This window comes from Nocardia sp. NPDC059229 (assembly GCF_042754165.1).
GTDB lineage: Bacteria > Actinomycetota > Actinomycetes > Mycobacteriales > Mycobacteriaceae > Nocardia.
The window spans coordinates 65,421-76,646 of the sequence record NZ_JBHZAK010000013.1; the positions used below are offsets into that span (position 1 = coordinate 65,421).

Annotated in this window: 16 protein-coding genes; 7 read left to right on the forward strand and 9 right to left on the reverse strand. The window is 68.4% G+C overall.

Annotation, left to right across the window (positions count from 1 at the left end; all coding sequences use genetic code 11):
* Positions 1–92: 92 nt before the first annotated feature.
* Positions 93–725: a phosphoribosylglycinamide formyltransferase gene (purN, locus tag ACFXHE_RS27255; protein ID WP_379387501.1), complete on the forward strand. Its 633-nt coding sequence runs from the start codon at positions 93–95 to the stop codon at positions 723–725.
* Entirely contained in the window at positions 722–2,296 is a 1,575-nt protein-coding gene (gene purH, locus ACFXHE_RS27260; RefSeq protein WP_379387306.1) for a bifunctional phosphoribosylaminoimidazolecarboxamide formyltransferase/IMP cyclohydrolase, read from the forward strand. Before purN ends, purH begins: the two co-directional genes overlap by 4 nt.
* Before the next feature lie 122 nt (positions 2,297–2,418).
* On the opposite strand, the gene ACFXHE_RS27265 is transcribed toward purH, so the two are convergent.
* Complete coding sequence (locus tag ACFXHE_RS27265; protein WP_379387307.1) at positions 2,419–2,880, reverse strand: hypothetical protein; 462 nt, start codon at positions 2,878–2,880, stop codon at positions 2,419–2,421.
* Positions 2,881–3,095: 215 nt separating this feature from the next.
* Between ACFXHE_RS27265 and ACFXHE_RS27270 the strand changes: the two genes are divergently transcribed.
* Positions 3,096–3,656, forward strand: coding sequence for a LysM peptidoglycan-binding domain-containing protein (locus ACFXHE_RS27270; protein WP_379387308.1), 561 nt, complete (start codon positions 3,096–3,098; stop codon positions 3,654–3,656).
* Positions 3,657–3,876: 220 nt separating this feature from the next.
* On the opposite strand, the gene rpsR is transcribed toward ACFXHE_RS27270, so the two are convergent.
* From rpsR to rpmB, 4 genes are read right to left on the reverse strand one after another with little or no spacing between them, the layout of a single operon-like run.
* Entirely contained in the window at positions 3,877–4,131 is a 255-nt protein-coding gene (rpsR, locus tag ACFXHE_RS27275; protein ID WP_011211513.1) for a 30S ribosomal protein S18, read from the reverse strand.
* A 33-nt stretch (positions 4,132–4,164) separates the two neighbouring features.
* Entirely contained in the window at positions 4,165–4,470 is a 306-nt protein-coding gene (gene rpsN, locus ACFXHE_RS27280; RefSeq protein ID WP_379387309.1) for a 30S ribosomal protein S14, read from the reverse strand.
* Position 4,471: 1 nt separating this feature from the next.
* Positions 4,472–4,642, reverse strand: a complete 171-nt coding sequence (gene rpmG / locus ACFXHE_RS27285) for a 50S ribosomal protein L33 (protein WP_354836290.1) — start codon at positions 4,640–4,642, stop codon at positions 4,472–4,474.
* A gap of 11 nt (positions 4,643–4,653) precedes the next feature.
* Positions 4,654–4,890, reverse strand: coding sequence for a 50S ribosomal protein L28 (gene rpmB, locus ACFXHE_RS27290; protein WP_354836567.1), 237 nt, complete (start codon positions 4,888–4,890; stop codon positions 4,654–4,656).
* 111 nt (positions 4,891–5,001) lie between these two features.
* Between rpmB and mrf the strand changes: the two genes are divergently transcribed.
* From mrf to rpmF, 3 genes are read left to right on the forward strand one after another with little or no spacing between them, the layout of a single operon-like run.
* Positions 5,002–6,291, forward strand: a complete 1,290-nt coding sequence (mrf, locus tag ACFXHE_RS27295; protein WP_379387310.1) for a ribosome hibernation factor-recruiting GTPase MRF — start codon at positions 5,002–5,004, stop codon at positions 6,289–6,291.
* A gap of 4 nt (positions 6,292–6,295) precedes the next feature.
* Positions 6,296–6,580: a type B 50S ribosomal protein L31 gene (locus ACFXHE_RS27300; RefSeq protein WP_354836286.1), complete on the forward strand. Its 285-nt coding sequence runs from the start codon at positions 6,296–6,298 to the stop codon at positions 6,578–6,580.
* A 2-nt stretch (positions 6,581–6,582) separates the two neighbouring features.
* Positions 6,583–6,756 (forward strand): 50S ribosomal protein L32, encoded by a 174-nt coding sequence (rpmF, locus tag ACFXHE_RS27305; RefSeq protein WP_379387311.1) that lies wholly within the window; start codon positions 6,583–6,585, stop codon positions 6,754–6,756.
* Positions 6,757–7,147: 391 nt separating this feature from the next.
* Here the strand turns inward: rpmF and ACFXHE_RS27310 are convergent, their stop codons facing one another.
* Entirely contained in the window at positions 7,148–8,167 is a 1,020-nt protein-coding gene (locus tag ACFXHE_RS27310) for a DUF1906 domain-containing protein (protein WP_379387312.1), read from the reverse strand.
* 216 nt (positions 8,168–8,383) lie between these two features.
* Here ACFXHE_RS27310 and ACFXHE_RS27315 point away from each other — a divergent pair, with 216 nt between their 5' ends.
* Positions 8,384–9,184, forward strand: coding sequence for a VOC family protein (locus ACFXHE_RS27315; protein WP_379387313.1), 801 nt, complete (start codon positions 8,384–8,386; stop codon positions 9,182–9,184).
* A 104-nt stretch (positions 9,185–9,288) separates the two neighbouring features.
* Here the strand turns inward: ACFXHE_RS27315 and ACFXHE_RS27320 are convergent, their stop codons facing one another.
* The 3 genes from ACFXHE_RS27320 to ACFXHE_RS27330 all read right to left on the reverse strand — a co-directional run bounded on the left by ACFXHE_RS27320 (position 9,289) and on the right by ACFXHE_RS27330 (position 11,223).
* A complete protein-coding gene (locus tag ACFXHE_RS27320) occupies positions 9,289–10,122 on the reverse strand; it encodes a hypothetical protein (RefSeq protein WP_379387314.1) in 834 nt (277 codons plus the stop codon).
* Between the two features lie 47 nt (positions 10,123–10,169).
* Positions 10,170–10,781 carry an ATP/GTP-binding protein gene (locus tag ACFXHE_RS27325; protein ID WP_379387502.1) on the reverse strand — a complete coding sequence of 204 codons (612 nt, stop codon included), beginning with the start codon at positions 10,779–10,781 and terminating at the stop codon, positions 10,170–10,172.
* Positions 10,782–10,845: 64 nt separating this feature from the next.
* Entirely contained in the window at positions 10,846–11,223 is a 378-nt protein-coding gene (locus tag ACFXHE_RS27330) for a DUF742 domain-containing protein (RefSeq protein WP_040812792.1), read from the reverse strand.
* Positions 11,224–11,226 lie beyond the last annotated feature (3 nt).

The window sequence follows — 11,226 nt, forward strand, 5'->3', positions numbered from 1 at the left end:
GTTACGCTTGAGGCGGCGGGTTCGTTTCCGCCGTCCCCATCCCGCTCCGATCGACAGGGAGTAGTGCGCTGACGTCCACGCCCGCCCCGCAGCTGCCGCCGACCGCGCCCGCGAGCGTCGTGGTGCTGGCTTCCGGCACCGGATCCCTGTTGCGTTCGCTGCTGGAAGCGACGCAGCAGCCGGGTTATCCGGCCACCGTGGTCGCCGTCGGGGTGGATCGCGATTGCGCCGCCACCGAGCACGCCCAGGCCTTCGATGTCTCGTCGTTCAAGGTCGCGCTGCGCGATTTCCCGGACCGCGCCGCATGGGATGTCGCGCTCACCGAGGTGGTCGCCGCCTTCGAACCCGATCTGGTGGTGTCCGCGGGCTTCATGAAGATTCTCGGCCCTGCTTTCATGGACCGTTTCGGCGGTCGCATCATCAATACCCATCCCGCGCTGTTGCCCGCCTTCCCGGGCGCGCATGGGGTGCGGGACGCGCTCGCCTACGGCGTGCGGGTGACCGGTTCCACCGTGCATCTGGTCGACACGGGTGTCGACACCGGGCCGATCCTGGCGCAGGAGGCGGTCACGGTGCTGCCCGATGACGACGAGGACACCCTGCACGAGCGCATCAAGGTCGTGGAGCGCCGGCTGCTGGCGGAGGTCGTCGCCGCTGTCGCTACCCGAGGCATTGTCTCCGATGGACGAAAGGCAGTTATCCCAGATGAGCGAGTTCTCCGGTGAGTGAACGCAAGCCGATCAAGCGGGCCCTCGTAAGCGTCTACGACAAGACCGGTCTGATCGAACTGGCCACCGGTCTGCACAGTGCGGGCGTGGAGCTGGTGTCGACCGGCTCGACCGCCGGCAAGATCGCCGACGCCGGCATTCCGGTCACCAAGGTCGAAGACCTGACCGGTTTCCCGGAGACCCTGGACGGCCGGGTCAAGACGCTGCACCCGCGGGTGCACGCCGGCATCCTGGCCGACACCCGCAAGGAGGAGCACGTCGACCAGCTCGTCGAGCTGGGTGTCGAGGCCTTCCAGCTCGTCGTGGTGAACCTGTACCCGTTCACCCAGACGGTCGCGTCCGGCGCGAGCGTCGACGAGTGCGTCGAGCAGATCGACATCGGCGGGCCGTCCATGGTGCGCGCCGCCGCCAAGAACCACCCGTCGGTCGCGGTTGTGGTGAACACCGGTGACTACGCCGACGTGATCGCCGCCGTACAGCAGGGCGGTTTCACCCTGGCCGAGCGGACCGCGTTGGCCGCCAAGGCTTTCCAGCACACCGCCACCTACGATGTGGCCGTCGCCGGCTGGATGACCAGTGTGGCGGTCCCGGCCGTCGCGCCGGAACCCGAAGGCGCGCAGCAGTTCCCGGAGTGGATCGGCGGCACCTGGCAGCGCGCGGATGTGCTGCGCTACGGCGAGAACCCGCATCAGGCGGCCGCGCTGTACACCAACCAGGGTGGCCCGGTCGGGCTGGCGCAGGCGCAGCAGTTGCACGGCAAGGAGATGTCGTACAACAACTACACCGACGCGGACGCCGCCTGGCGCGCCGCCTACGACTTCGACGAGCCGGCGGTGGCGGTCATCAAGCACGCCAACCCGTGCGGCATCGCGGTCGGCGCGGACATCGCCGAGGCGCACCGCAAGGCGCACGCCACCGACCCGGTCTCCGCGTACGGCGGCGTGATCGCGGCCAACCGCGAGGTCTCCGTGGAGATGGCCGAGCAGGTCGCCGACATCTTCACCGAGGTCATCGTGGCCCCGTCCTATGCCAATGGCGCGGTCGAGGTGTTGCAGCGCAAGAAGAACGTGCGCGTGCTGGTGGCCGAGCCGGCCCGGCGCAAGGGTGCGGAGCTGCGTCCGGTCAGTGGCGGTGTGCTGCTGCAGGAGCGCGACATCCTCGACGCCGCGGGTGACAGCGCCGCCAACTGGACGCTGGCCGCGGGTGAGGCGGCCGACGAGGCCACCCTGCGCGATCTCGAATTCGCCTGGCGCGCGTGCCGTGCCGTGAAGTCCAATGCCATCCTGCTGGCCGATGACGGCGCGGCCGTCGGTGTCGGCATGGGTCAGGTCAACCGGGTCGACTCCTGCAAGCTGGCGGTGGAGCGGGCCGGTGACCGCGCCAAGGGTTCGGTGGCGGCCTCGGACGCGTTCTTCCCGTTCTCGGACGGCCCGCAGATCCTGGTGGCCGCGGGCGTGCGCGCCATCGTGCACCCGGGCGGTTCGATCCGTGACAAGGACACCATCGAGCTGTGCCGTGAGGCCGGAGTGACCTTGTACCTGACCGGTTCCCGGCACTTCGCGCACTGAGCGCAAACCCCGCTGACGCGAGTCGTGTAGCGGGACAACAACATTAGGGGCAGGGGCCCGGATCGTCCACCGATCCGGGCCCCTGTCGCGTGCGCGGACCGCCTCCGCCGCAGTGCCGGGAACTAGGTGGCGCTGAGGACTTTTCGATCACCCAGCGGGGACTTCAGCTGGATTTCGAGGGTGCCGAAGACGGCGATCATGGTGCACATCTTGCCGACCGCATCGGGCAGGGTGCCGGACTTCAGATCGACGGTGACGGTCGAGGAGGTTTCGGTGACGGTGGCGTTCACGCCGTAGCACTCGGGGGAGCCGGTCTGGAAGTTGACCGCGATCCGGTCGGGTGCGACCCGGGTCCAGCTGTCGAACGAAATGCCGTGTGGGCTCACGATACTCGGATCCGCCGTGAAAGCCCGTCCGATCTGCCCGTTGGGCGCCTCGGTGGGCGTGGTCTTGGTGCTGGTCGCGGCGGCGCCGGTCTTCGATTGGTCGCCAGTGCTTTCCGTGCTTCCGCACGCCGTGATGGTGAGCCCGATCAGAGTGGCTGCGGCGGCAGCGATCAGGCGGCGTCCCCGTGTCCCGTACATGGCTGACACCCTAGTGTCCGCGACCGCACGGCAGGCGCACGCGCCGGATTCGACCCCCTGGCGAATTTCTGGCGAAGACACGCCGAAATCTTCGCAGAACCGGCGCGTAACCGTGCGGTGACCCGCGCGGGATCGGTAGTGTCGTGACAGATGTGCGAATGCAGTTCCGCGCCATCGGCTTATCTCATGATCACCCCCTCCCGAAAGGACGCACCGTGGGCGACTCGTTGAAGGTCGGCGAAGAACTCGGTCGTGGAGAGGCGCTGCAAGGCGGTGCCTACACCCTGACTCTGCAAGATGATGGCAACCTGGTGCTGTCCGAACCGAGCGGCAATGTCGTGTGGGCCACCGGCACCAACGGCCAGGGCGTCGTCCGGGCCACCCTGCAAGACGACGGCAACTTCGTTCTCTACAAGGAGGACGGCGCCGCCTGGTCCACTGAGACCAATGGCAAGAACGTGGACCGTCTGGTCGTCCAGCCCGACCGCAATGTGGTGCTGTACGGCTCCGAAGGCGCCGTCTGGTCGTCGGGCACCAACACCGACAACCCGCTCTCCGCACCGGAGCCGGTCCAGGCCCAGGCCGCCGCGGTCGTCGAGGACGTGCCCCCGCCGCCGCCCGCCGCCCAGACCTACACCGTCGAGCCGGGTGACACCCTGTGGGCCATCGCCGAGCGCTTCTACGGCGACGGCAACCGCTACCAGGAGATCGCCAACGCCAGCGGCATCGACAACCCGGACCTCATCCAGCCCGGCCAGGTGCTGACCATCCCGTAAGGCGCGGCCCTGCCGACGTTTACGAGAAATGATGCCCCCGAGTGCTAATGCACTCGGGGGCATCGTATTTGGGTGGGTGGGGATCCCGCGCTGACAAACAGGAAAGCCCCGACCGAGGCGGCGCGGGGCTTTCCTGTTGTAGTCGAAGTTTCCGGGGCGAAGCCCCTGAGAGTCCGAAAGTTGTTTCAACTCTTGGGTTTTCGTCGGGCGATGTCGCGAGCTATCGGCTCGTGAATGGCAGCAGAGCCATCTCGCGGGCGTTCTTGACGGCGACGGCGACCTGGCGCTGCTGTTGCGGGGTCAGCCCCGTCACGCGGCGGCTGCGGATCTTGCCGCGGTCGGAGATGAACGTGCGGAGCAGGTTCACATCCTTGTAGTCGACGGTCTCGATGCCGGCGGCGATCAGGGGATTCTTCTTCGGGCGGCGGGCCTGCTCGGCACGGACCTTCTTCGACGGTGCTCGCTTCACTGCCATGTCAGCGGTTCCTCACTCACGAATCGTGGATGCTTACCAGCTCGATTTGTGCACACCGGGCAGCTCTCCTCGATGGGCCATCGCGCGAACGCGCACGCGCGAGAGACCGAACTTGCGGAGATGACCACGCGGGCGTCCGTCCGCGGCGTCCCGATTGCGCAATCGTACCGGACTGGCATCCCGCGGCAGCCGCTGCAGGGCGGCCTGCGCGGCCGCCCGTTCGCTGTCGCTGCTCGCCGGTTTGCGGATGATCTCCTTCAATTCCGCGCGCCGCTCCGCCCACCGTGCCACGACGATTTTGCGTGCTTCGTTCTTGGCGATCTTCGATTTCTTGGCCACGTCACCGGTCCTCGCGGAAGTCGACGTGCCTGCGGGCGACCGGGTCGTACTTCTTCAGGATCATCCGGTCGGGATCGTTGCGCCGGTTCTTGCGGGTGACGTAGGTGTAGCCGGTCCCGGCCGTGGACTTCAGCTTGACGACGGGCCGGATGTCGGTCGATTTCGATGCCATTGTTCTCCCTTTCAGATCTTCTCGCCGCGGGCGCGCAGCCGAGCTACCACTGCCTCGATGCCGTCGCGGTCGATGGTCTTGATGCCCTTGGTGGAGACGGTCAGCGTGATGCGCCGGTCCTCGCTGGGCAGGTAGTAGGTCTTGCGCTGGATATTGGGGTCCCAGCGCCGGTTGGTCCGCTTGTGCGAGTGCGATACGGACTTGCCGAAGCCCGGCTTGCGGCCGGTGACCTGGCAGATGGCCGACATGGGCACTCCCTTCCGGTGGTAGATGTACATGACAATCGTTTTCGACAACGAATCTATTCCACGGTACCCTCGGTCCTCGGTAATTGAAAATCATTGTCGAAAGGGGGACCGGTGCCGTCCCAACGCAAGCCAGTGCTCGTCCTCGCGGGACTCCCCGGACGCGCCGCCGAGGGTGTCGAGCAGGCCGCCCGCCTGCTGGGCGGGAAGCCCGGAACGGTCGTGGTCCGGCACGACCTGAGCGAGCTACGCCAGGGCGTGGTGCGGCGCGTCGTCCGCATCGACGGCCGGGAGACCACGACCGTGCTGGAACTCGCGCACGGCTGCGTCTCCTGCACCTTGCGCGCCGACCTGCTGCCCTACCTGTGCCTGCTGGCCGAGCGGGATTCGGTGCGGCGCATCGTGCTCGCGCTGGATCCGGCCTTCGAGGCGGAGGCGGTGTGTCAGGCCATCGCCGACGTGACGGTGACCGGCGTGGTCGGCCGGGTCGACGGCCCGGCCGGGCGCAGCGTGCGCATCGACACCGTCCTCACCTGTGTCGACGCCCGCGACTGGCTGGCCGACGCCACCGGCGACGAGACGCTGTCCGAACGCGGCCATGCCACCGCGGAGGACGAGCGCACGGTGGCGCAGCTGGCCGTCGGCCAGGTCGAGTTCGCTGATGCCCTGGTGGTTTTCGACCGCGACGCCGATCTGCTGGACCGCGAGCGCACCGCCGCCGTGCTGGCCCGGCTGGCCCCGCGCGCCCCCGTCGCCTGGGTGGCCGGGCCACCCGCGCTCAGCGTGGACGACCTGACCTGGCTGCTGCGCCGGGTACCCGCGGACGCGCGCCGCGGCGCACCCTTCGATCCGCACGCCCCGCTGCTGGCCGGCGGTCCGCCGTTGGAGCCGGATTGCGGTGTGGCACTGGTGGAATTCGCCACCGACCGCCCCTTTCACCCCGATCGGCTGCACTCGGCCATCGACGTCCTGCTGGACGGCGTGGTGAGCGCCCGGGGCCGGGTGTGGCTGGCCACCCAGCCGGACGAGGTGGTGTGGCTGGAGTCGGCGGGCGGCGGGCTGCGGGTCGGCGGCGCGGGGAAGTGGCTGGCGGCCATGGCATCCGGGGAACTGGACGAGGTGGATCCGGAGCGGCGCGCGCTGGCCTCGCTGCGCTGGCACGAGCACTTCGGCGACCGCCACACCTCGCTGGTGATCCTGGTCGCCGACGCCGATCCCGAGGAGGTCCGCCACGCGCTGCACTGGGCGCTGGTGGACGAGGACGAACTGCGGCAGGTGCGCTTCGCGCCCGAACGGGTCGCGCTGTGGCCGGACCCGTTCGGCGATCAGCACGAAGAGCCGTGTGACACAACCCGATCCGCGCCCGTCGCCGGGGACGGCGCCACTCGCAACAACGAAAGGTGAAGTGATGAAACAGGGAATCCACCCCGACTACCATCCGGTGGTCTTCCAGGACGTGAGCACCGGAAAGTGCTTCCTGACCCGTTCCACCGCGGTGTCCACTCGCACCATCGAGTGGGAGGACGGCAATACCTACCCGCTGCTGGTGGTCGATGTTACCTCGGATTCGCATCCGTTCTGGACCGGGAATCAGCGTGTGCTCGACACCGCGGGCCGCGTGGAGAAGTTCGAGCGCCGCTACGGCAAACGTGTTCGCGGCAATCGCAATTCGACCAGGGATGAGGAGAACTGACCATGGCCGTTCCGAAGCGGAGAATGTCGCGGGCCAATACCCACAGCCGGCGCTCGCAGTGGAAGGCGACTCCCCCGGATCTGATTCCGGTCAAGGGCGGGGGAGCGGTGTACCAGGTGCCGCGCCGACTCGCGCGAGCGGTGGAGCGCGGCCTGATCGATCCGGCGAAGCTCTGATCGATCAGGCCGCCCTTTGTCGAGTGCCACGCTGACGGCGACGAGAGCCTCCTTCGTCGGGAACCGGAGCAAGAAGATCGGACGATCCCGACAATAGCCCCGAAGTTGCTGTCCCAACAGGCATCTGCTCGGGTGTTGCCCCTACCGCGCTCGGTCGTCCGAATGTGGCGTGGGTGCGAAAAAGTTTCCCCGAAGTTGTGAACTCGTGGCCTGGCGACGGTATTCTCGTGCCTTGAGGGCGGGTTCTTCTGATCACAGAAGAACCCGCTCATCGCCACTTCGGGGCCGGTTCAGGCTCGCTTTCACGCCAGTTCACGCACTGTTCCGCAATAACATGCGGTCCGGTCGGTCGCCGGCCGTGTGCTGGAACAAATCCGACAAATCGGCCAAATCAACTGTCGGATACCACTTTCGGCTGCTGCTCCGCCGGAGCTTGTCCCGCGGCGGCCGGATGGCCGTTCGGGCCGGTGCCCCAGCCGGGCAGCGGCACTCCGGGCAGCAACTGCTCGAGCTTTGCCAGCTGATCGGCGATCGCCGTGGCCGGACCCTCCACCAGCGAGAAGGGGAAGGGCCAGCGATGCTGACCCGACAGCCGCGCCACCTCGTCCTTGAGCTCGGCCGTCGTGGTCTCCAGATCGCTGATCTCGGTGCGCAGTTCGTCGATCTGGGCGAGTGCCGCCGCCAGCCCGTCCACCACCGTCCGGTCGCGGCCCTGGGCATCGGTGCCCAGCTGCGGCCAGCCCTGCAGACCGGGACCGCGCAGCTGAGTCTGGATGTCGCGCAACACCTCGTCCTGTTCGGGAGTCAAGTCGGGTTCCTCCGTTTCCACATCCCACTGGCCGAAGTCGGCTCGGTCGGTTTGGTTCACATCGCATTGCACGCCGTCGACCGTGACCTGCTCGCCGGTCTGATAGAGGGCGATACGCGGATCGATATTCCCCCCGGACCAGGCCACCGTCTGCCACGCCCAGGTCGCGGTCCCGCTGTCCAGTGCCCGGCTCACCGGCCAATATCCGCCGTAGATCCCGACATTCGCGCGTCCGATGACGCTGGCCGCACCGTCCAGGTAGGCGTCGATGGGCACCTGCTGCTGCGGGGTGGCGTCGAAATCGGCGGAGAAGTAGATGGGCCGGTCGGCCCGGCCCCCGCAGCGCAGCACCTGGGCCAGTGCGGCGCGCGCATCGGTGACGCCCGCGCCGTAGCCGTCGAGCATGCGGGCGGCGGTGGTCTCCCAGTTGGAGACGATGGAAATGCCCTGTGCGCGCAGGCCGTCCGCCTCGGCGGGAGTGAGGAGCTTGCCCGGCAGGGTGGGCCCGCCGTCGGACAGGTAGCGGATGACGAAGTCGTATCCGGCCGCCCTGATGGCACTCGGCGCGGGACGACCTGCGGCGTAGTCCAGCCCGAAACGCATGGTTCCCACTGTAATTCGGCGGACACGCCGACTGTGCCGGATTGCGGTGGTTGACTGGTCGGCTATGGGCAACGCGACAACTGATTTCGCACGATCGGGGTAACTCGCCGGGGACGTCCAGAGTCGGGTTGGCTCTCAACTTCACTCCGCATGCATGCCTGTCAACGGCTCTCAGCCGGGCGCTGAAGTCGCGGAGAGGCGGAAAGGTGATGACCGATGCCGATACGCAATGAGGCCTGGCCCCCGGGAACACCGTGCTGGGTCGACTGTCAGGTCGACGATCCGGCGAAGGCCGGTGAGTTCTACGCCGCGCTCTTCGGCTGGGACATGCAAGGCGGCGGCGAGGACGCCGGGGGATACCTCATGGCCCTGCGCGACGGACAGGCGGTGGCGGGCATCGGGCCCAAGCCGGAGGCCGGGGTGCCGTCGGTGTGGACCACGTACCTCGCGGTCGCCGATGCCGACAAGGCCGCCGAGCAGGTGACCGCGGCGGGCGGCAGCCTGCTGGTGCCGGCCTTCGACGTGCTGGAGTCCGGCCGCATGTTCGTAGCCGCCGACGCCTCCGGCGCGCCCTTCGCGGTCTGGGAGGCCCGCGCGCACGACGGCGCGGCGGTGTACAACGAACACGGCGCCTACGTCTGGAACGACCTGCACACCGGCGATTTCGCGGCCGCCAAGGCCTTCTACGGCGAGGTCTTCGGCTTTACCTTCACCGAATTCGACGACGAGGCCATGCGCTACGCCACCTTCACCCCGCCCGGCGGGACCGAGTCGGTCGGCGGCATCAACGACGACAGCGTCAACGGCGTCGCCGCCGCCCAGCCCTACTGGCTGACCTGGTTCCAGTTCGAGGGCATCGACTCCGGCCTCACCCGGGCCGTGGAGCTGGGCGCGACCGTGCTCATGTCCGCCACCGACGGACCCTTCGGCCGGATGGCCATCATGGCCGCGCCGCAGGGTGAACTGTTCGGCCTGCTCGATCCCACCACCGCCGAGCCGCCCGCGGCCGCAGGCTGATCCGGAGACGAGTCGAGCCGGGTCGATCGGCATCGACCCGGCCCGGGGACCCACTCACGCGTCACGCGCTCCGAGAAGGAACGGTCGCGCCGCGAAAAGAACGTTCAGCGCACCGATTCCGGCCGCCGCGGACCCTGCTGCGCCGCGGCCTGCTGCGAGGCCGCCTGCAGCGAAGTGCCGTGCGCCGCCTGCGGCCCCGCGGTCCTCATCGGGGTCCGCCCCGCGCGCCGGTCCGGCGCGACCAGAATGGCCGTGATCGGAATCGCCAGCGACAGCGTGCCGATGATGAAGGTCGGCACGAAGAAGTTGAACAGCACGTTGCCGTGCGGAGTGGCCGCGGCCGGGTCCACGTGCACCTCGAGCCCGGTCAGCCCGGCATAGTGCATGCTGATCACCAGGATCGCGTACAGCACCGCGCCGGCCAGCACCATCGGCACCGAGCCGACCCACAGGCTGAACCACAGCATCAGCGCCGAGAGTACGAAGGCGATCACGTACACCGCCACAGAGGACACCAGGCTGCGATCGACACTGCCCTGAATCCGGATGGCGCCCAGCAGCAGCTGGTGGACATCACCGAAACCGAAGGCCATCACGGCCGCCGCCACCAGCAGCCGCCACCAGACCAGCCGCCGGCCGTTGATGAGCAGCGCCGCGAACACGGTGGCCGCCGACAGCACCGAGAACAGGGTGATGGACACGTTGTCGTAGCGCAGCTGGCTGCCCCGCACGTCGAAGCCGAGCATCGACACGAAGACCGGCATGGCGACGCCGACACCGCCGATGGACACCGCCGCCACGAACAGCCACACGATCCGGAACCGCTGGGTCACCGACTTGGTGGACTGGCGAATGCAGGCCAGACCGCACGCCGCGCCCGCGAACGACACGATCAAGGCCAGCGCCAGCACCCAGTAGCCCATGGAGAAGTAGATCATCCCGACACCTCTGTCTTCGTCTGCTGCGACCCTGGACGCGCGAACCGCTAACCGTGCTGCGCGGTTTCGCGCTGGGCGACCGTCAGCCGTTCGATCGCGTACTCGGTGACGGCGGCCAGTGCCCTGCGCACCTCGGCCGGGTCGCGCGCGTCGATGTCCACGATCGGCACGCCCTCGCGCACGCTGAGCGCCTCACGGAGCTCGGTGACCGGGAAGCGCGGCGCGTCCGGGAAGCGGTTGACCGCGATCAGGAACGGCAGCGACTTGGCCTCGAAGAAGTCCACGGCCGCGAAGCTGTCCTCGATGCGGCGGGTGTCGACCAGCACCACCGCGCCGATGGCGCCGCGGATCAGGTCGTCCCACATGAACCAGAACCGCCGCTGCCCGGGCGTGCCGAACAGGTACAGCACCAGGTTGCCGGGCAGGATGATGCGGCCGAAATCCATGGCCACCGTGGTGGTTTCCTTGCCCGGCGTGGCGGCGAGGTCGTCGACCCCGTCGGAGTAGCCGGTCACCATGGCCTCGGTGCGCAGCGGCACGATCTCCGAGACCGCGCCCACGAAGGTCGTCTTGCCGGCGCCGAAACCGCCGGCTACGACGATCTTGGTCGAGGCCGTGCGCGACTCCTCACCCGGTCGCGGCGGGTACTGCAGCGCCAGGTTCGGGAACTGCCCGGTTGTGTACCCGGGGGCCCCGTGCGGGCCACCTGGGTAGCCTCCGCCGTCATAGGGCGCGGAGTCCATGCAGTGTCCTCTCCATTAGTGACCGGCGCTCGTCGAAGGTCGCCTGATCGCTCAAAGTCGAATGCACACGCAGGGTTCCGGCGACGACGAGATCGCCGATGACGACCCGCACCATACCCAGTGGCCGGCCCAGATGGGCGGCGATCTCGGCGACCGAGAGCCGCGCCGTACCGAGTCGCAGGATCTCGGTGCGCACGTCACCGGCGGGCCAGTCGAAATGGGCGGTGTAGGACAGGGTTTCGACGACCGCCTCGAGCGGTAGCTCAACCGCCGGCTCGGTGCGGCCGGAGGTCAGTGCGTAGGGACGAACACGTGTGGTCGGTGGCCGGTTACCGCCGCCGCCAAGGGGATTGGTCATGCG